Source organism: Balneolaceae bacterium, assembly GCA_034521445.1.
Lineage (GTDB): Bacteria > Bacteroidota > Rhodothermia > Balneolales > Balneolaceae > JAXHMM01.
On record JAXHMM010000013.1, the window covers coordinates 1 to 20,209 of the forward strand.

19 protein-coding genes are annotated in these 20,209 nt (G+C 58.7%); 9 read left to right on the forward strand and 10 right to left on the reverse strand.

The genetic code is table 11. The annotated features are described in order from the left end of the window. Positions 1 to 44: 44 nt before the first annotated feature. From U5K31_13475 to U5K31_13490, 4 genes are all read right to left on the reverse strand, one after another. On the reverse strand, positions 45 to 806 hold the full coding sequence (locus U5K31_13475) for a DUF4412 domain-containing protein (protein MDZ7773731.1): 762 nt from the start codon (positions 804 to 806) through the stop codon (positions 45 to 47). Positions 807 to 919: 113 nt separating this feature from the next. Beyond that, on the reverse strand, positions 920 to 2,050 hold the full coding sequence (mnmA, locus tag U5K31_13480) for a tRNA 2-thiouridine(34) synthase MnmA (GenBank protein MDZ7773732.1): 1,131 nt from the start codon (positions 2,048 to 2,050) through the stop codon (positions 920 to 922). Positions 2,051 to 2,238: 188 nt separating this feature from the next. After that, positions 2,239 to 2,736 (reverse strand): HNH endonuclease, encoded by a 498-nt coding sequence (locus U5K31_13485; GenBank protein ID MDZ7773733.1) that lies wholly within the window; start codon positions 2,734 to 2,736, stop codon positions 2,239 to 2,241. 127 nt (positions 2,737 to 2,863) lie between these two features. After that, positions 2,864 to 3,994: a hypothetical protein gene (locus tag U5K31_13490; GenBank protein MDZ7773734.1), complete on the reverse strand. Its 1,131-nt coding sequence runs from the start codon at positions 3,992 to 3,994 to the stop codon at positions 2,864 to 2,866. A gap of 308 nt (positions 3,995 to 4,302) precedes the next feature. Here U5K31_13490 and U5K31_13495 point away from each other — a divergent pair, with 308 nt between their 5' ends. Beyond that, entirely contained in the window at positions 4,303 to 5,610 is a 1,308-nt protein-coding gene (locus U5K31_13495) for a Glu/Leu/Phe/Val dehydrogenase (GenBank protein MDZ7773735.1), read from the forward strand. A 40-nt stretch (positions 5,611 to 5,650) separates the two neighbouring features. Continuing rightward, positions 5,651 to 6,061: an ATP-binding protein gene (locus U5K31_13500; GenBank protein MDZ7773736.1), complete on the forward strand. Its 411-nt coding sequence runs from the start codon at positions 5,651 to 5,653 to the stop codon at positions 6,059 to 6,061. A 6-nt stretch (positions 6,062 to 6,067) separates the two neighbouring features. Here U5K31_13500 and trxA read toward each other — a convergent pair whose 3' ends face one another. Further along, entirely contained in the window at positions 6,068 to 6,397 is a 330-nt protein-coding gene (trxA, locus tag U5K31_13505) for a thioredoxin TrxA (protein ID MDZ7773737.1), read from the reverse strand. 120 nt (positions 6,398 to 6,517) lie between these two features. After that, entirely contained in the window at positions 6,518 to 9,997 is a 3,480-nt protein-coding gene (gene dnaE, locus U5K31_13510; protein MDZ7773738.1) for a DNA polymerase III subunit alpha, read from the reverse strand. A gap of 261 nt (positions 9,998 to 10,258) precedes the next feature. Here dnaE and U5K31_13515 point away from each other — a divergent pair, with 261 nt between their 5' ends. Next, positions 10,259 to 10,804 carry a hypothetical protein gene (locus U5K31_13515; GenBank protein MDZ7773739.1) on the forward strand — a complete coding sequence of 182 codons (546 nt, stop codon included), beginning with the start codon at positions 10,259 to 10,261 and terminating at the stop codon, positions 10,802 to 10,804. 226 nt (positions 10,805 to 11,030) lie between these two features. Beyond that, positions 11,031 to 11,753 carry a hypothetical protein gene (locus tag U5K31_13520; protein ID MDZ7773740.1) on the forward strand — a complete coding sequence of 241 codons (723 nt, stop codon included), beginning with the start codon at positions 11,031 to 11,033 and terminating at the stop codon, positions 11,751 to 11,753. Between the two features lie 10 nt (positions 11,754 to 11,763). On the opposite strand, the gene thpR is transcribed toward U5K31_13520, so the two are convergent. Together thpR and U5K31_13530 are read right to left on the reverse strand one after the other, a co-directional pair. After that, positions 11,764 to 12,339, reverse strand: coding sequence for an RNA 2',3'-cyclic phosphodiesterase (gene thpR / locus U5K31_13525; GenBank protein ID MDZ7773741.1), 576 nt, complete (start codon positions 12,337 to 12,339; stop codon positions 11,764 to 11,766). Next, positions 12,336 to 12,611: an acylphosphatase gene (locus U5K31_13530; GenBank protein ID MDZ7773742.1), complete on the reverse strand. Its 276-nt coding sequence runs from the start codon at positions 12,609 to 12,611 to the stop codon at positions 12,336 to 12,338. The genes thpR and U5K31_13530 overlap by 4 nt, the downstream gene beginning before the upstream one ends. A gap of 203 nt (positions 12,612 to 12,814) precedes the next feature. On the opposite strand from U5K31_13530, the gene U5K31_13535 reads away from it, so the two are divergent. The 5 genes from U5K31_13535 to U5K31_13555 are packed head-to-tail and all read left to right on the forward strand — an operon-like array spanning position 12,815 to position 17,991. Continuing rightward, complete coding sequence (locus tag U5K31_13535; protein ID MDZ7773743.1) at positions 12,815 to 13,753, forward strand: hydrogen peroxide-inducible genes activator; 939 nt, start codon at positions 12,815 to 12,817, stop codon at positions 13,751 to 13,753. 59 nt (positions 13,754 to 13,812) lie between these two features. Continuing rightward, positions 13,813 to 14,796: a TerC family protein gene (locus U5K31_13540; protein ID MDZ7773744.1), complete on the forward strand. Its 984-nt coding sequence runs from the start codon at positions 13,813 to 13,815 to the stop codon at positions 14,794 to 14,796. Positions 14,797 to 14,825: 29 nt separating this feature from the next. Further along, positions 14,826 to 15,263 (forward strand): hypothetical protein, encoded by a 438-nt coding sequence (locus tag U5K31_13545; GenBank protein MDZ7773745.1) that lies wholly within the window; start codon positions 14,826 to 14,828, stop codon positions 15,261 to 15,263. Beyond that, positions 15,260 to 16,282, forward strand: coding sequence for a hypothetical protein (locus tag U5K31_13550; protein MDZ7773746.1), 1,023 nt, complete (start codon positions 15,260 to 15,262; stop codon positions 16,280 to 16,282). The genes U5K31_13545 and U5K31_13550 overlap by 4 nt, the downstream gene beginning before the upstream one ends. Then, complete coding sequence (locus tag U5K31_13555; protein MDZ7773747.1) at positions 16,279 to 17,991, forward strand: ATP-dependent DNA ligase; 1,713 nt, start codon at positions 16,279 to 16,281, stop codon at positions 17,989 to 17,991. The genes U5K31_13550 and U5K31_13555 overlap by 4 nt, the downstream gene beginning before the upstream one ends. 227 nt (positions 17,992 to 18,218) lie before the next feature. On the opposite strand, the gene U5K31_13560 is transcribed toward U5K31_13555, so the two are convergent. Then, positions 18,219 to 18,911 (reverse strand): hypothetical protein, encoded by a 693-nt coding sequence (locus U5K31_13560; GenBank protein MDZ7773748.1) that lies wholly within the window; start codon positions 18,909 to 18,911, stop codon positions 18,219 to 18,221. Between the two features lie 513 nt (positions 18,912 to 19,424). Next, on the reverse strand, positions 19,425 to 20,075 hold the full coding sequence (locus U5K31_13565) for a SatD family protein (GenBank protein ID MDZ7773749.1): 651 nt from the start codon (positions 20,073 to 20,075) through the stop codon (positions 19,425 to 19,427). Positions 20,076 to 20,209 lie beyond the last annotated feature (134 nt).

Below are 20,209 nucleotides of genomic sequence, written 5' to 3' on the forward strand. Positions count from 1 at the left end.
CCGGGGAAGCCCTGGAGCTGCTTGAATAGCCCTTCGGCCCCTGCCTAGTTACCGTTCATCTGCTGGAAAAGGAAGTCCTGCAGGCTGAGCACCTGCACGCCGCTGGGAATCTCCACCATGGCGCGCGCCACGGACGACTGGTCGATGCTTCTCACCTCGGTCACCGACACCTTGCCATCCTCCCCGAAGTGGTCGATACGCATCGGGAAAAAGCCTTCCTGGAAAACGGGAGTGAAGGAGAGGTCGCTCCCGCCCAGCATGGACGGGCTGTCCAGCCACGATTCGGCCAGCATGCCCCAGTTGATATCCAGGCCGTCGGTCATCCAGATCTCCGTGTGCTGGTTCGGGTTCTCCCGGTCGCGGAAGACAAACTTCTCACAGCTGTAACCCTGGATCTGTCGCATCTCGCCAGTGCGCTCGTAGTCGATGCGCTCGTCGGCCTCCTCGGCCTGCTGCTGCATGGAGGCAGCCTCCCCCGAAAACATGGTCATGAAGGAGGTGAGATCGTCCTTGGTGATGGTCAGGGCCATGTCGTTGCCCGTCAGGAAAACGAAATCCTCGAAATCCAGCCGCACCAGCATGCCCTCAGTCTTGAAGGGCATGTTCGAGTCGTAGCTGTACTCGCCCTGAAGCAGGATGCGTTCGGGCGTCAGGTGCAGGGTGAAGGTGTCGGCGTCACGCCGCTCGCCGTCCTCGATCTGGTAGCTGTCGAAGGTGATGGTGCCCTGGAACTGCGCAAGCGCGGGCAGGGCCGGGAGGGCCAGTATGAGCGCCAGAAGTACGGGTAAAATGCGTCGGGTGTTCATAAACGTGGGTTGGGTGCGGGTTGTTTAGCGTCTTGTACCTGCTGCCGGGAGATATTGTTGCGGGGGAGGGAGGCGCAGCGGCTTGCAGCGGCCGCACCCCGTCCATGACCCTCTCAGGCCTCCTGCAGCACGTCGGTATCCACATTTACTTTCTTGATCCAGCCTCCGGCCAGCAGGTCGTCGCCCTCGTAGCAGACCACGGCCTGGCCGGGCGTGATGGCTTCGCGACCGGCGGGGAAGTAGACCTGCAGCTCGTCCTCGCCGGTCTGCGTAAGATAACCCACCGCGCCGTCGTCGTTGTAGCGGATGGCGCCGGTGATCTCCATATCGTCTTCCGGCACACGGTCGTATTTCATCAGGTTGATATCGCGGGCCACGGCGGTGGTGCTCACCAGGTCGTTCTTTTCGCCCACCGTGATCACGTTGGTCTTCGGGTCGATGTCGGTCACGTACACCCGCCTGCCCAGGGCCAGGTCGAGTCCCCGGCGCTGGCCGATGGTGTAGAATGGATAACCCTCGTGCTCGCCCACGATGTTGCCCTCCTGGTCCACGAACTTGCCGCCGGCCACGCGCTCCTCGAGCCCGTCCACGCGGTCCTTCAGAAAGCGCCGGTAGTTGTCGTCCGGCACAAAGCAGATCTCGTAGGAGTCGGGCTTGTCGGCCACCTTGGTGAGGCCGAACTCCTCGGCCATATCTCGGATATGGGTCTTTTCGTAGGTGCCCAGCGGAAAAATGGTGCGCGCCAAGTGCTTTTGTCGCACGCCCCAGAGGGCGTAGGACTGGTCCTTGCGCGGATCAAGTCCCCGCGAGACCACATAGCGGCCGTTCTCCTCCCTCACACGGGCGTAATGACCGGTGGCGATGTAGTCGCAGCCCAGCTTGTCGGCGCGGCGCAGCAGGGCCGCCCACTTGATATGGGTATTACACAGCACGCAGGGATTCGGCGTTCGTCCCGACATATAATCCTCCACAAAGCGGTCGATCACCCAGTCGCCGAACTCGTCGCGTATGTCCACAATGAAGTGCTTGAAACCGTGGCGCACCGCGATTTGCCGGGCGTCGTTCATCGACTCCAGGGTGCAGCAGCCTGTCTCCTTGTCGGACTTCCCCCCTACCCGGGAGTAATCCCAGGTCTTCATGGTGATGCCAATTACGTCGTATCCCTGCTCCTTGAGCATCACGGCGGAGACCGAAGAGTCCACGCCGCCGCTCATGGCAACCAATACGCGTCCTTTGCTGCTCATGGTTTGGTTTGTGTGTGCGTTGTGCGGTTCGAAAGATGCGAGTTGACAGGCGCTTCGGGCGACAGGCCCGGCGCCAACCCGCAAAATACCATTTTTTTGTGTAAATCGTGTGAACACCACCCCCGACTTCGGACTTCCCGACTTATTCGACTTCAAGACTTTCAGACTTTAAAGACTTGAAGAAAGGCCTACATATATAGATAGGGCTTCCAGTCTTCTTGAACCCCTCCCAGGATAGACTGAAGGAAGGTGATGTGCACGGGGCGGAAAGGCTTGCGTTTGAGCGGCATGGAGGCCTCTTCCGGGGTGCGGTTGCCCTTGCGCACGTTGCACTCGTCGCAGGCGGTCACCAGGTTCTCCCAGGTATCGCGCCCCCCGCGGCTGCGCGGCAGCACGTGGTCGATGGTCAGGTTGCGGGAGACCCCGCAGTACTGGCAGCGGTTGCCGTCGCGCTTCATCACGTTGCGCCGGGAGAGCACGATGCGGTTATAGGGCAGGTTGATGTAGCGGCGCAGGCGGATGACCGACGGGTACTCATGCTCCCGGGAGACGGTGCGGATCTTCTTGTCCGGGTAGTCGTGGAGCATCTCCGCCTTGTCCAGGAAGAGCAGCTTCACGGAGCGCTGCACCGAACAGACGCTCAGCGGCTGATAGTCCTTGTTGAGTACGAGTACGTTTGCATCCATCGCTGGAAAAGAGTTGGCCCTCCGAAAAGGGCTTCCTTTTGATCGTCAACGTGTAGAATCAACATGAAATTTCGCTCAAATGCAACACAGGAAGGCCTGAGGGGGAATCTCGCGGGACGCGGCGGGTCTATCCGCCAAAGAAGTATTTGATGATCTCCGCCTTGATCTCGGGATTGATGGCCACGGCCAGGGCGATGGAGACGGCCAGACCGATGAGGGCGTAGCCCGCGTCCTTGCCGATAAGCTTGAGCGACCGGCCCAGGGGCTTGCCCTTGCCGCGCATGTCGGAAAAGGTCATGGCGAGCTCCCGGCCGGCCAGCAGGCCGATGAACACCCAGGTGGTGCTCATGGGGATGTTGCTCTGGATCTTGAAAAAGTAGAGGATGACGGCGTAGGTAAAGTCAATGATGGTGGCCGAGCGTATGTCACGCACGTCCGACTTCTCGGTCACCACCTTCTGGATCTTGTCCCCGCGCAGGTAGAAGAGAATGCCCAGCCCGAAAAAGATGTAGAGGGCGAAGGCGAGGAACTGCCATATCGAGAGCTGACGCGGCAGGTAGACCGCGATGTTGGCGGCGTCCTGCATGATCCAGACGGCCCAGAGCGATCCGCTGGTGATCCACTGGATGACCGTCCAGTAGACTGCCGGCTCGCCCTTGACAAATTTCTGGATCACCTTCGAAAGGAGCATCCAGACCACAATGGCGACGACGAAGGCCACAAAGTAACCCGAGAGGCTTTTCACCAGCACGTTGCCGATGGCGCCCGCGCTGGCCGAGAAACAGCTCAGCAGCAGAAAGGTGGTCGAAACCGGCATGCGCATGCGCGTCAGCAGCAGCAGGAAGATGGGCGCGGCCACCTGCAGAAAGGTAAAGGAGGAGGGGGCCTCCGAAAAGCCCTTGGATGCCAGGCGCTGGTGGCTGACGTCCCCGTCGTACACCACCCAGCTGTAGGTGACCGTCGCCAGGAAGATCCCGCCGATGAACAGCCAGAGCACCCACCACTTCTTGTCCTCGTTGGAGGCCAGAAAGGTGCCGATGGTCTGGATGCTGTCGTTGGCGATGGCCGAATAGCCCGCCAGGGCGAAGCCCACCCACTTGGCCACCTCGGCGTTGGGAAAGGTGATCCCCGCCATGAAAAAGAAGATGCCAATCAGGGCCAGGAAAGTCCTCTCCTCCCGGAAAACCGTATAAAAACTGGTGGGGATGAGCTGCTGCAGAAAGGATTCGTTCTCAGGCTGCTCGGAAGACTGGGACATTAAGGCCGTTTGCGTTGCAGTGTGCGGGTGTTGACGAGCCGCCGCCGGCAGGGGGGCGGCGTGCGAAAAATCCATCCAAGGGTATTAAACATATGTTAACTTAATATTAACAAACGCCTATTTGCTCAAATCTTAACACAATCTTAATGCCGGACCTGCCCGAAAGCCTGCAGGGGAGGGCCAGCCTTAAGGCCCCTCGAAATATTTCGTACCTTTCAGCGGGCAATTAATTGGGAGTTTTCTTCAAAATCCTCATTATATTTAGCCCGTTTCGAACACCGCCCAAACTGTCTATTCACCAGCTTTTCATGCCGTACAACAAGAACATGTACACCACCGGCTTCTACAAGGAGCCGGGACCCAAACTGGACGAGGAATCGCCCTTCGAATCGATGATGGAGCGCTTCCGCTTTGCCGCGGAACTCCTTGAACTGGAGGAGGGCATGTTCCAGTACCTGGCCAGCCCCGTCAAGCAGGTGATCGTCTCCGTGCCGGTGGTCATGGACGACGGGAGCATCGAGGTTTTCGAAGGCTACCGCGTGATCCACGACAACGTGCTGGGCCCCTCCAAAGGGGGGCTTCGCTATGCTCCCGACGTAACCCTGGACGAGGTGAAGGCCCTCGCCGCCTGGATGACCTGGAAGTGCGCCATCGTAAACGTGCCCTTCGGCGGTGCCAAGGGCGGCATCCGGTGCAACCCCAACGAGCTTTCCAAGGCGGAGCTGGAGCGCCTCACCCGCCGCTTCACCACCAATATGGTGGAAATTTTCGGGCCGGACCGCGACATTCCCGCCCCCGACATGAACACCAACGAGCAGGTGATGGCGTGGATCATGGACACCTACTCCATGAACGTGCAGCGCACCGAAACAGCCGTGGTCACCGGCAAACCCATCATCCTGGGAGGCTCGCATGGCCGCAAGGAGGCCACCGGCCGTGGCGTGGTGACTGTCACGCTGGGCGCCCTCAACCGCCTGGGCATCCTCCCCAACAAGTGCACCGTGGCTGTACAGGGCTTCGGCAACGTAGGCTCCATTTCCGCCAAGCTTATGTATGAGCAGGGCGCCCGGGTCATCGCAGTCAGCGACGTATCCGGCGGCTACTACCGCAGGGACGGGCTGGACATTCCCGCCATGATGGAGTATGCCCTAAACAACAACAATGCCCTGCAGGGCTACCCCGACGCCGAACCCATTTCCAACGAGGAGCTGCTGCAGCTGGAGTGCGACGTGCTCATCCCGGCGGCCAAGGAGGACCAGATCGGCCGCCACAACGCCGACAAGATTCGGGCCCGCATTATCGCCGAAGGCGCCAATGGTCCGGTGACCGCCAACGCCGACAGCATTCTCGAAGACAACGGCATCATGGTTATTCCCGACATCCTTGCCAACGCAGGCGGGGTGACCGTCTCCTACTTCGAGTGGGTGCAGGACCGCCAGGGTTACTTCTGGACCGAGGAGCGGGTGAACCGGCGCCTCAATCGCATGATGCGCGACGCCTTCGACAACCTGTTCAAGGTGAGCGAGGAGTACAACTGCACCCTGCGGCAGGCCGCCTACGTATTTGCCATTAACAAAGTGGCCACCACCCTCAAGATGCGCGGAATTTACGCCTGACCACCATCCAACCGGGGAATTCTCCCCTCAACGCCTGACCATGACGGGAACCGAACGCGACACGCTGGTGCTCTCCTCGAGCTACGACGAGCTGGAACGCATCGAGCCCTGGCTGAAGGAATTGCAGGAGCGCCTGGACTTTCACAACGACGAGTTCGCCAGGATCATGCTGGCCCTCAGCGAGGCCGTCACCAATGCCATTGTGCACGGCAATCGGGAGGATCCCGGCAAAAGTGTGACTGTGCGCTCCGCAATGGAGGACGGCCGGCTGCGGCTCTCGGTGCAGGACGAGGGGGAGGGATTCGAACCCGGCAAGCTGCCGGATCCCCTGCAGGAGGAGAACCTGCTGAAGGAGGGCGGGCGGGGCGTCTATCTCATCGAGCAGTACTGCGATGCGGTGAACTACAGCCGCGGGGGCACCCGCATCACGATGGACTTCGACCTGGACTAGAAATTTCTAGTTGGTTAGCTGGGCTTCCAGCTTCTTCTTGAGCTGCGACTTGGGCACGGCGCCCACGATCTGGTCCACTACTTCGCCGTTCTTGAATATAAGGAGGGAGGGGATGCTGCGGATGCCGTACTTGGTGGACGTCTGCGGGTTGTTGTCCACATCCACCTTGCCAATCTTGGCCTGCCCGTCAAATTCGTCGGCCAGTTCCTCGACCACCGGGGCCACCATGCGGCAGGGTCCGCACCATTCGGCCCAGAAGTCGACCAGCACCGGCTTGTCGGATTGGATTACATCTTCATCAAAAGAGTCGTCTGTAAAGGTCAGTGCTTTTCCCATAATGCTGTAGTGCTTCAGGTGAGTGGTTTTGCAGTGATAATGACACTATTCTAAACAAGAATATCAACGAATAATTCCCCCGCGCGGATCGTTTTTCGCTATACAATCCATCACGAAAACCTATGTCCCGCCATTGGACTTGCCCAGGACGACCGCGTCCTCACCCACCAGGCTGCGCAGCTCAGTCATCAGCTCCTCGCTGGGCTCCACCACAAACTTGCGCACGTGCATGGGGAAGGGGCGCTTGGCTTCACGGCTGATCACGTTGAAGCGCACGTTGGCCTCCCCGCGATGCTCGGCGAATAGCTCCGCCATACGCCGCAGCTCCTCCTCACGCACCTGGGAGGTGTCGATGTCCAGGCGCAGCTCCAGGCGGTCAGCGTACTTCTCGCGCATACTCTCGATACGCTCGAAGGAGTTGGCGAGGATTTTGGGTTCGCCCCCCTTGCTGTCGGTCACCCCGTCGATGACCACCAGGGTGTCCACCTGGATCATGCCCAGGCATCGGTCGTAGACGTCGTTGAAGGCAATCACCTCCATCGAGCCGCTCAGGTCTTCCACCTGCAGGAAGGCAAAGGGACGTCCCCTCTTGTCGGTGACGCGCTTCACCGAGGTGATGATCCCGGCGCAGCGCACCTCGGTGCGGTCGCCCAGCTGCTCCATTTCGTCCGGGTCGAGGACGTGCGAGCAGAACAGGCGAACCTCCTCGCGGTATTTGTTGAGCGGGTGCCCGCTCAGGTAGAAGCCGATCAGCTCGCGCTCCTTGTTGAGGCGCTCGATGTTCGACCACGGCTCCACTTCCCGCAGGTTGGGCTCGTCGATGGCCGAGGCGGTGCCCGAGCCGTCCCCGAACAGGTCCGACTGGTTGGACTCCATCATCTCCTGCACACGTGAGCCGTAGCTGAGCAGCGTCTCGATATTTTCCAGCAGCTGACGCCGGTTGGGATTGATGCTGTCGAAGGCACCGGCCTGGAACAGGCTCTCCAGGGTGCGCTTGTTGCAGACCCGCGAGTCGATGCGGCGGGCGAAATCGTAGACCGATTCGAAAGGGCCGTTCTCCCCGCGTTCGGCCACGACCGCATCCACCGCGCCGGAGCCCACGCCCTTGATGGCTTCCATACCGTACTGTATTCGCCCGTCGAGGGCCACGAACTTGCCTTCACCAGTGTTAATGTTGGGCGGGTCCACCGTAATGCCGTTGCGGTAGCACTCCTCGATGAACTTCGACACCTTGTCGATGTCGCCCATGTTGTGGCTCAGCACCGCCGCCATATACTCCGCAGGATAGTTGGCCTTGAAAAAGGCGGTCTGGTAGGCCACTACGGAGTAGGCGGCCGAGTGCGACTTGTTGAAGCCGTAGTTGGCGAACTCGGCCATCATGTCGAAGATTTCGCGGGCCTTGGACTCCTTCACTCCGTTGGACAGTGCCTTCTCCACGAAGATCTCCCGCTGCTCGTCCATCACCTTGGTCTTTTTCTTACCCATGGCGCGGCGCAGCAGGTCGGCTTCGCCGAGGCTGTAGCCGGCGATGATCTGGGCGGCCTTCATGATCTGCTCCTGGTAGATCATGATCCCGTAGGTGGGCCGCAGCAACTTTTCCAGGTCGGGATGCGGGTAGCTCACCTCGCTGCGGCCGTGCTTGCGGTCGATGTACTCGGGGATGAATTTCATCGGACCCGGCCGGTAGAGCGCGTTCATGGCGATGAGGTCGTCCAGCGAGCTCGGCTTGAGCTGCTTGAGGTACCTGCGCATGCCGTCCGACTCGAACTGAAAGGTGCCCACGGTGTTGGCCTTCTGGTAGAGCTCGAAGGTGGTCTCGTCGTCAAAGGGAATCTCGTCGAGCTCGTAGTGGCGACCGTAGTTGCGCTCCACGTATTTGATGGCCGTCTTGAGGATGGAGAGGGTTTTGAGTCCCAGGAAGTCCATCTTCAGCAGCCCGCACATCTCCGCGTTGGGCCCGTCGTACTGGGTAATCAGCTCCTTGTCCTTGGATAGCGCCACCGGCACGTAGTCGTCGATCCGGCCGGGGGCTATGATCACCCCGGCGGCGTGGATGCCCGACTGCCGCACCGAGCCCTCCAGGGTGCGGGCGTAGCGCATCATCTTGGCCACCTGCGGATCGGCGTCCTCGAAGAGGTCGGCGATCTGCCCGGCGGTATCGGGATTTTCGCTCTTGTCCAACACCTTGTCGAAGGTATCCACCCCGGGCCGGTCGGGGAAGAGCTTGGCGATGCGGTTCACCTCCTGAAGCGGAACGCCCAGCACGCGTCCCACGTCGCGTATGGCCGTCTTGGCCTTCATGGTTCCGTAGGTGACGATCTGCGCCACGTTGCGGCGGCCGTACTCCTCCACCACGTAGTCGATAACTTCCTGGCGGCCGGTGTCGTCGAAGTCGATGTCGATGTCCGGGGGACTCACCCGCTCGGGATTGAGAAAACGCTCGAAAAGCAGGTCGTAGGCCATGGGATCAATGTTGATGATGCCCAGGCAGTAGGCCACCACCGAGCCGGCAGCCGAACCGCGGCCGGGTCCCACAAACACTCCGCGGCGGCGCGCCTCCGTGGTAAAATCCTGTACAATCAGGAAATAGCCCGAAAAATCCATCTCGCTGATGATCGCCAGTTCCTGCTCGATGCGCTCATGCAGGTCCTGTGACACCTCCCCGTAGCGCTTCTTGGCTCCCTCGTAGGTGAGGTGGCGCAGATAGGCATCCATGGAGTCGAAGCGTTCCGGAATGCTGTAGTGGGGCAGCAGCAGTTCGGAACTCAGTTCGATGGGTTCCACCTTGTCCACGATCTCCCGGGTGTTGTCCACCGCCTCCGGCAGGTCGCTGAACAGCTCCTGCATCTCCCCGGGGGTCTTCAGGTAGTACTCGGGATTGAGGTTGTTGTGGTCGTCCGTAAAGCGGAAGCGGTCGCGGTCGTTGATGTCGGCGTTGGTCTGCAGGGCCAGCAGGATGTCGTGCGCCTCGGAGTCCTCGCGGTCCACGTAATGGCAGTCGTTGGTGGCGATCATCTTCACCTGGTACTCTTTGGCCCAGCGCACCAGCACTTCGTTGCAGCGCTTCTGTTCGGAGAGCCCGTGACGCTGAAGCTCCACGTAGTAATCGTCCCCGAACAGGTCCAGGTACCACTCGAAAATTTCGCGCGCCTCCTCCTCACTCTCGTGGATGATGGTCTGGTTGATCTCGCTGGCCAGGCAGCAGGTGGTGGCGATGAGACCCTCGCGGTACTCAGCCAGGGTTTCGTGGTCGATGCGCGGCTTGTAGTAGAGGCCGTCGGTGAAGCCCAGCGAGCAGAGTTTGGTCAGGTTCTTGTAGCCGGTCATGTTCTTGGCCAGCAGCACCTGGTGGTAGCGAGTGCGGTCCTTGCGGTTATCCATGCCGGAGGGGGTTACGTAAAACTCGCAGCCCACGATGGGTTTGACGTCCTGGCGGCGGGCCTCCTTGACGAACTCGGGCACCCCGTACATGTTGCCGTGGTCGGTAATGGCCAGACCCGGCATGCCCGCCTTCTTGGTTTTGCGCACCAGCTCGGAGATGCCGGCGGCCCCGTCGAGCATGCTGAATTGCGTGTGGCAGTGAAGGTGGGAAAAATCCATGTGGTCAGATGCGCTTCCGCTTGATCTTTAATTGCAATTTTTTACGAATCGTAACTAGCTTTTTAGTGGCAATACCCTTTGATTTACACGCTATAAAAAATAGTAAACTGTCATCTAAAAGTTGAGTGAATCCTTATGACTACCCTGCGGCACCTCATCTTTCCTGCCCTTCTCCTCTCACTTTTCCTGGGCAGCTGTTCCTCCTCCAAAAACTTCCACTTGTCCGAACAATATCAGCAAAACAAACAAAATTCGCCCGTCATGATCATCCCCATTACGCGGGATGCCTTCCCCAGCGGCACCAGCCATACCTTCGGCTACCTGAACAGCGAGCAGGAACTGGTCTTTTCACAATCCGCCGACAAGGCCTACTCCCGCGCCGCGGGGGTACCTGCCAGAGTGGGCCAGCTCGACCCCAGTGAGACCCGCAACCTGCAGAAGCAGACCCTGAATTTCAATGGAAATACCATTGATACCTATGTGCCGGCGCAAAACATGTCCATTAGCTCCGGCAATTTTAAACCAGGCTTTTTCCTCCTGCTGGACCAGTACCGCTTCTCCAAGCAAGCAGCTACGGTAGAGGGCTCGGGTTACGCAGGCCACGAACAGCAAGCGGTATACAACCTCATATTCCAGACCAACTACGTGTACTGGAATCCAAGTACAGGCGAAACCGCCGGGTGGGGCTCGGCCCGCGCCAGCGTTTCGATCGAGGGCAGCGTGGCAACCCGCGAGGACCTCGCCGACGCGCTCTCCCGCACCCTGGAAGATATCGCCCGCCAGGGACCGGCACGGGGTAATCCATAAGTGTTACCCGTTACTCAACACCTGCGCATGGAGCCGGGTGAGCCAGCCAGATGCAGGTGCGACAGACACACAATAATAGGTCCGGCCGGGTAGTTTAACCAGGGACATAGGCGCCTGATTATCGGCAGCTTGCCCATTAATTAACATGAATATGCGATTTCATAAAATGCGAGGGGCTGTTTATTTTTGGGTAGAAATTTACTGTAAGAACAAAATGTTACGTGACATGAAAAAATTACTAGTCATACTTGCCGGATTTTTGTTGATCGGAGCCGAACAGGGCATAGCCCAGACCCAGGGCGACCTCACCGTTGAGCAGCTGAGGGATTACGTCAGCGATCAAGGGGTGTATCAAACCCGCATCAGCCGCAACGTCCGGGGAACACCTTACCTCAATGCCGACTGGCTGCGCGGGCATCTTACGCTGGCGGACGGTCAGCAGAGTCAGCCCATCATGATGCGCCTGAACACCTACGAACAGGAGGTGGAATTCGTACGGGATGAGGAGGTCCTGGTGATTCCACCCTCCAGCCTGAGCGGACTCGTGATATACAACAACTTCGGCAACATCACCTTCGAAAACGGCTACCGAAGCGAGGAATATGAAATCACAGAAGATTACCTGCTCCGGGTGCTTCACGATAACCGCACCAAGCTGCTCGTTGAACATGTTACCGTCCTGCAGAAGGACATGGCCAGCTACGGTACCGCCAGTCGCCAGGACGAGTACATCGACAACCGCAACATCTTCTTCGTCAGCGCCGACGGCAGCTGGGAGGAGATCCGCCTGCGCAAGCGCGATATTCTGAACCAGCTTGACTCCCATCGTTCCGAAATCGAGGAGTTCGTCAAGCAGAACAACCTGGACTACTCAGAAGAGCAGGAGGTAGTGCGTATTCTGCAACACTACGACTCCCTCCTCCAAAATGAGTCGGGCTCCGGCAACTGAGTCCCCGGCCTTATTCGCCTTGGCGGCGCCCTTCCCCTCCGGTGAGGGGAAGGCGTGACCGCACCCTGTGCTTCCTTTCACCACCTTCCAGGGTGCTTTCATAGAGCCCGTACCCGTCTACGGTCACGCTGCCCCCCTCCCACTCGCGATGGCGGGCGAACCACCGGTAGAGATCGTCGCCGGACGATCCATCTGATCTTCCGAGGGTGACATGGGGTATAAACTCCCTGGTTTCCGCCTTCAAGCCGTTTTGCCGGCATAGAATTTCCAACTCTTCCTGCAGGCGGAGCAGGGCGTCCGAAGGTTCTACCCCCGCCCAAATCACGCGGGGCCTCCGGAGATCAGGAAAAGCGCCGGTCCCGCGCAATCGGAACGAGAAGGACGGAAAGGGGCGGCCACTCAATTCGTCCACCAACCGGTCCAGCAATGCTGCATGGCATTCGCCCAGGAAACGTAACGTAAGGTGCATGCGGGCCGGATCCTCCAGACGCATCTCCGCGGAGGGCAGTCCCCGCTGTAGTTCACCCAGGCGCCTCCTTGCATCTTCCGGCAGCGCCAGGGCGAAAAACGAGCGGACCGGACTCATGCGTAACGCACCTCGAAAGTGGACATCTCGGGATCGGGGGCTACCTCCTCCACCTCCACGGCAGAGACCCGCGCGCTGCGGGGACCCCTTCGACAGCGTTCCACAAGGGTGTCCACCGCCTGCCCGCCTCCCTGGAAAACCGCCTCTACACGACCGTCGGGCAGATTTTTAACCCAGCCCCCCAGGTCCAGCTCCTTGGCGTTCTCGCGCGTAAAATGTCGGAAGCCCACGCCCTGCACGCGTCCGCTGATATGCACATGCACTCGTTTCATAGTAGTCTCGTTTTTTTTCACGTGTAAAAAAGGAGATTTACGGTAAAGGGACAAGGGGGGCTTCCCGGGCCTGCAGCGCCCACGCAACGGCGGCCTGCTCCCGACCGCTCTACGGAAGCTGCTTCGGCTGCGGCCGGGATGGAGAAATAAAGCGGGAAACTTTGTATCATTCCGATTCTACAGAACAACAACCGCCCAGACCGATGACGCTTACCCAGTTGTCCTATATCGTGGCCGTGGACCGATACCGCCATTTCGCGACGGCCGCGGAGAAGTCCTACGTCACCCAGCCCACCCTCAGCATGCAAATCCACAAGCTGGAGGAGGAGCTGGAGGTGACCATCTTCGACCGATCCAAGTCGCCCGTGGTGCCCACGGAAGTGGGCGAAAAGATCATCGAGCAGGCCAAGGAGATGCTCAAGCAGTCCAAGCACATCGAAGACATCGCCGCCCTGACCGACGAGGAGCTGCGCGGCACCTTCCGGGTGGGCATCATTCCCACGGTGGCCCCCTACCTGCTACCGCTCTTCCTGCGAAGCTTCACCGACCGCTTTCCCAAGATAAAGCTGATCTTCGAGGAGGTGATGACCAAGGAACTGCTCGACCTGCTGGACGAAGACCAGCTCGACGTGGGCATCCTGGCCACGCCGGTGGAGCGGGGCAACATCTACGAGGAGGAACTCTACTACGAGCCCTTCATCGGCTACCTCTCCCGCGACCATCCCCTGGCCGAAAAGGAGGAGCTGACGGTGGACGATCTGGAGGCCGCCAACCTCTGGCTGCTCAACGAGGGCCACTGCTTCCGCGACCAGACCGTCAAGCTCTGTAAGAAACAGCGCCGCGAGCTGCTCAACAATACGCAGATCGAATTTGAGAGCGGCAACCTGGAGACCCTCAAGCAGCTGGTGGAACAGGATTTCGGGATGACCCTCCTCCCCTTCCTCGCCAAGAACCAGATCGACGAGCAGTGCGCCCGGGCCCACCTGCGCCATTTCACCGAACCCGCCCCGCGCCGCAAGGTGCGCCTGGCCTACGGCCGCGAGTTCCTGAAGCGCAACATCGTGGAGGCCTTCGTGCGCGAAATCCGCGAGTCCATCCCCGAGGAGCTGGCCTCCCCGCAGGACGCCCTTATCGTAGAGTAGGGAGCGTCCGCCTCCCCCTTTCCCGTCTTGGTTTTTCTGGGGAATAGTGCCTACATTTGGTGCTATTTTCGAACCGCTACAACCATCCCCGCGTGGAACACAGTCTGCTTCTTTGGCTCGTTTTCAATGCCTTCATCATCGTGATGCTGGTGGTGGATCTTGTGGTGTTTCACGGCAAGGAACACGAGGAGAGCATCAAGGAGGCGCTGATATGGACCGGCGTCTGGATCACCCTGGCCCTGCTCTTCGGCGTGGGCGTCTACTACTATATGGGCGGCGCCACGGCCATGGACTACTACGCCGGCTACCTGATCGAAAAATCACTGTCGGTGGACAACATCTTCGTCTTCCTGCTGGTCTTCTCCTACTTCAAGGTGCCGGCCAAGTACCAGCACAAGGTGCTCTTCTGGGGCATCTTCGGGGCGCTGGTCTTCCGCTTCCTTTTCATCTTCGCCGGGGTGGCCCTCATCGAGCGCTTCCACTGGATCATCTACGTCTTCGGGGGCTTCCTGGTCTTCACCGGCCTGCGCCTGGCTTTCGAGAAGGACAAGGAGGTGCATCCCGAGCGCAACCCCGTGCTGAAACTCATGCGCAAGGTGATCCCCACCACCAAAACCTACCACGGCTCGAAGTTTTTCATTCGGAAAATGGGACGCACCTTCGCCACCCCCATGCTGGCCGTGCTGGTGGTCATCGAGACGACCGACCTTATTTTTGCGGTGGACTCCATCCCCGCCATCCTCGCCATCACGCAGGACGAGTTTATCGTCTACTCCTCCAACGCCTTCGCCATCCTGGGGCTGCGCGCCCTCTACTTCGCCCTCTCCGGCATCATGAAGCTTTTCCACTACCTGCATTACGGGCTGGCCATGATCCTGGTCTTCGTAGGCGTGAAGATGCTTATTTCCGACTTTTACCACATGCCCACCGAATACGCCCTCGGTGTGATCGCGCTGACCCTGACGGTCTCTGTGGTTGCCTCCATCTACTTTCCCGCCGAAGAGCAACCCGTACCAGAAGAGAAGCTTACCAAAGAAGAATGAGCACGAACCCAGACGCCTGATTCACCGGCATGACCGAAGCCTTTTCCGACCAGTGGTTTGTTATTTACTACCTCGCCCTGGGCAGCCTGCTCCTGGCCACGGGCGCAGGACTGCTCTGGCGGCCGGATCCCCTCAAGAACTACCTGCTGGAGGCCGCCTCCAGCGACCGCCGCCCGCAGGGCCTGCGCCGGGTGCTCTCCTGGGTCTTTTTCTTCACTCTTCCCGGACTGGTACTCAGTTTCTTCCCTTTCTCGTGGACCGAACTCCTGCTGACCCTCTGGAGCCTGTTTATCGTGTACATCTGCGGAGTACAGCTGCTGCGCTGGCCCCAGTTCCGCCACCTGCTGCGCTCCCGCAAGTTCCGCCTGCACCAGGACCTCCGCAAGGGAGGCGCCCTGATGGTGTCAGCCGGACTGGTGATCATCCTGCTGGCCTACTTTAAGATTCACGGACACGCATTCCTGTGACCGCCATACGTAAAGGGTCTTCCCACGCCATCTGCCTGCCGGACTACGGGGTGACGCTGGACAGGAGCGGCGGGGACGAGGGACACACCTTCATCTCTCACGCCCACGCCGACCACCTGCCGCGCCGCGGCGGCGGCGGCCCCGACGCCGCCATCGTGGCCACCCCGCCCACGGCGCGCCTGATGCGTCTCAGGGGATACCGCGGGGAGGTGCGTGAGCTGCCTTTCGGCGAACCCCTGGAGCTGGAGCGATGCCGGGTGACCTTCCTGCCCGCCGGACACATCCTGGGCTCGGCGCTCACCTGGGTGGAGGGGAAGGAGGGCAGCGTGCTCTATACGGGCGACTGCCGCACGCCCCCCTCCCCCGCCAGCGAGGGCTTCAAGCTGCCCGAAGGGGAGGTGGACCATTTCATCACCGAGGCCACCTTCTCGCTGCCTATCTACCGCTGGCCCTCCGGCGAAGAGCTGGCCGCCCAGGTGCGAGGCTTCGCCCTGAAGTCCCTCGAGGAGGGCGCCACCCCGGTGTTCCTGGCCTACAGCCTGGGCAAGGCGCAGGAGATCATGCACCTCGTGGCACCCCTGGGAGAGACCGTGCAAATCCACAACGCCGGACACAAACTCTGCGGGATATACGAGGAGGAGGGCATCGACCTGGGACGCTACGAGGCCTATGACCGGGACAGCTGCGAGGGAAAGATCCTGGTCTGTCCCTCCTCGGCCTGGAACAACGGTTTCGCCTCCCACCTGCGCAACACCCGCCTGGCCTACTGCTCGGGCTGGGCCACCCGCGACGGGGCCCGCACGCAGCTGACGGCGGACGAGCTCATCCCACTGTCGGACCATTTGGACTTTTTTGAGCTGATCCGGCTCTGCCGGGAGCTGCGCCCCGGCAAGGTGTGGATCACCCACACGCCCAACCCCGCCGTGGTGCAGCACTACCTGAAGGAGGAGGGCATCGCGTCGGACGTTCTTCGGAAAAACGGCAAGGACACGCAGGCCGGAGAGGAGGATCCCTCTTGAGCGACCGCAGCTTCCATAGCCTGGCCCTAGCCGCCGAGCGCATTCACGACACCCGCGGCGCCAACGCCAAGACGCGCATCTGCGCCGGCTACCTGCGTACGCTGGAGACCGGCGAAGACCTGGAGCTGGCCGTGCAGTTTTTGGCCGAGGGCGCCTTTTCCGCCCTTTCGGGCAAGCGGGCCTCCGTGGGCAGCCGCACCTACTCCACCGCCGCCGCCCGGTTCTGCGAGATCGACTACGACAAGGTGTTCAAGCCCTGCAAGACGGCCCTGGGCAGCGCCTCGGAGGCCATCGAAAAGCTGACCGCCAACATTGACGCCGCCCGCGCCAAACGCCAGCCCGACCGCCCCACCCTGCAGGAGGTGCGCGACTTCTACGAAGAGCTCTACGGGGTCTCCTCCCGCGCCGACAAGCAGCAGATCCTCCGGCGCGCCTGGACCCGCATGGAGCCAGTGGAAATCAAGTACTTCATCCGCATCATGAGCCAGGGCTCCCTGCGCATCGGCTTCGAGACGCGCAGCGTGATTAACGCCGTCGCCGAGGCCTGGGACCGCAATCCCGAGGCCGTGCGCTACGCCCACATGATCACCGGCAGCGCCGGGCGCACCGCCGTGCTGGCCCGCTGTGGGGAGCTGGACCAGGCGCAATTCACCCTCTTTCAGCCGCTGTCGTTCATGCTCGCCTCCCCCATCGAAAGCCGGGCGGTGGAGGACCTCTCCGGCTACCTTGCCGAGGAGAAATTCGACGGCATGCGCAGCCAGGTGCACGTGAGCGGGCAGCAAGTAAAGCTCTTTTCGAGAGACCTCAACGACATCACCCCTTCCTTCCCCGAGGTAGTGCAGTTTTTCGCCTCGCGCGGACTACCCGACCTGGTGCTCGACGGGGAGCTCTGCGTCTACCGCGACGAGGAGATCCTCCCCTTCCAGCTGCTGCAGAAACGCATGGGACGCAAAAAGCCCGGCAGGGAGGTGCTCGAGAAATACCCCGTGCTGTTTATTTCCTACGACGTGCTCTACTGCGACGACCGGCCCGTCTTCGAACGCACCCTCACCCGGCGCCGGGAGCTGCTGGAGGGGCTGGCCGCCGAGCACCGCCTGACGGTCACCAGCCAGTTCGAAGTGGAGGACCCCGGAGAGGTGGAGCGGCTATTTGAGCGCGCACTGGCCCACGGCAACGAGGGACTCATGCTCAAGCGCAAGGAGAGCACCTACGAGTACGGGCAGCGGCGCTCGTCGTGGCTGAAGGTGAAAAAGCCCGGGGGCACGCTTGATACCGTCATGATGTACGCCCACGCAGGCAGCGGCAAGCGCAGCGGCGGCTACTCCGATTTTACCCTGGGGGTGAGCGTAAAAGAGGACGAGCGCTACGAGGAGGAGTTCATCCCCATCGGCAAAGCCTGCGAGGGCTGCAGCGACGAGGAGATGAAGCGGCTCCACGAGAAGATCAGCGAGATCACCGTCGAGCGCTACGGTCCCACCCTTGGGCTGCTGCCTGAGATCGTGATCGAGCTGGAGTTCGACGACATCCAGGTCAACAAGCGCACCAAAGCCAACTACACCCTGCGCCTGCCGCGCTTCAAGGCCATCCGCTGGGACCTGGGACCGGAAGACGTAGACACCCTCAAAGAGGTGGAACGCCTGTACCGCGAGAAGCTGGAGCGCGACCGCCTCAAACAGCGCGAGAACCCATCCTTTCATTACGGGGGATAGGCCGAACAGATTACCGAAAGAATCTTTTGATCATGAATTATTGCACCACAAAATGTAGATACAAAGTATGATCACCATCAAATTCGAGGGGAACTCATACTTTGCTTTTCCAGCTGACCCAGCTGGCTGTGTCCGTTTCGTCCACCAGGAATAGGCCGAATAACCTATGATAAAGACCAATACCGCATTTCCCAGAATCATATCGTTCTCATATTTAGATTTGCCAGTTACTCACTCAGCCACATACAGTCAATGAAGGTATAGGTAGCTATGGCCACCCCCACATATCCCAAATATCTGGCTCCGATTTTAGTAAACATTTTAATAAGTCGCTTTTTGCCTTCAATCGTGTTCATTTCCTTTAGGCGGAAATACTCCATCCCAAACTCGAATCCGGCAGCTTTCCACGCACAATCCCAGAATTTGGAGGCATAGGCAACCTCGGTACAGCTGTTGAGAAAAATATTCAAAAAGGAAATTTCAGACTGCTGAATCTCCTCGTTCTTCAAAATGGCAAAAACTACATATAGGGCCTGAGGATCATCTTTGCTCATCCCAGTTTCCAGAAATACCTCATCCGTAAATCCGTACGCATCCAGTACTTCCCGACCAGATTCTAATAATGGTGACAGAGATTTCTTTGCCTCTCTCTCAAGTTTCCGTTTTGATGCATCCGGTATATCAGATGCCATTTCCAGGGAAACAGATTTCTCATCAATACGTTGAAGCTTAAAAGAAGTAGCTTTAGCCAACGATATAAAATTCGATCGGGCTCGATTCTTAGTGGTCTCAGCATTTTCCACATTGACTGCGCAAGACTGAATGATGAATGATAGCGTGGATACCATCACCATAACTATAAGAAGGGATAGAACTCCCTTTGTAATTGTTTGAGTAATTTTCCTCATGGCGTATCTCATATTTTTTATTTGATGAATAGCAGACGAGCATCCTGACTGTCAAACTCAGGAATGGCGCAGCTTTAATGTTGAGATACGGCTCAAAGATATTCCTTACTCAAATTATTCAGTGGCTGTATGAGGAGGGCAACAAAAAGATACTCTAGAAAAGTACGTTTTAATTACTTGTGACGGGCTCAAGCAGCGCGAAAACCCGTCCTTTTATTACGTGGAGGACTAAACCCGGTCCCCCGGCTCCCCGCGGTCGCACTTCTTGCAGTCCAACTCATCACCCAGCCGGCCCTTCCTATGCTTCCATATGGAATCCAGTGACTATCGGATTCAAATCAGATCATGCAGCTAATATTATAGCTATAGACCATTGCCCCTAACAGCGAGATGAAGTTGCCAATCAGGAAATAGTCATTAGATACCTTGTATTCTGTCTGAATCCGCGTTCCGATTTTCAGGGCTCCGAAAGCAATGATTACATGGGGATACCCGATGGCAATTCCGGCAATGAGGAAAAGACGTTCATGACGATTCGGTATCAATATAGGTCATGATGAAATTCCGCAAGAGGTTATACTCACTGATCATGAGCGTATTACGACGTCGGTAAATCTGGGTACGATCCTTGCCATGTTTCTCTCCGACATCCTGGTCATTGTCGTTCCGAATCATGTCCAGGATGAGATCAAAATCATCCATTTTCCATCGTTTGGATATACCATCAAGCACCTCAAAAATCCGGTTTAATTGTTCGGACATCTCGTCATCCTGCAAGCTGAATTTAAATCGTTTCCTGCCCCTTTTTTTCGATGCCAGCAGGTCCCGGGCTTCTCTCAGACCCTCTCCCAACATGCCATAGGATGTTTCCGGATTGATGGCGGTATCAATGGTGCCGTAATGAAGCACATAATGCATCTGGAACCTCAACTGCTGTTCAAGCCTCTGTTCCTCAAAATAGATCAGGGTTTCTATTCCGGATTTGAGCGACCGCGTCACACCTTGGAATTCATCTCCCAGGGTCACGGTATAGGGCGACAAGGTATCATCACCCAGGGCATCGTTGGCTGATTTGACGAAATCCTTTAATTGACTTCCAAGGGAATCGGGATCAAATTCACTGCTTCGAATGACATCTCCCATCAAAATATGGTAGTGATCCTTTGATCCTGGCATGAAATCCTTATCAATGTTGTTATTTAATTGCAACAACGTCTAAAGTTGCATTATAATTGCACCTATTCAGGATCGATGCCGTTCAAAGACTACTGGTATCACCTGATAGATCGGAATGGAGTGCCTTCCTTACT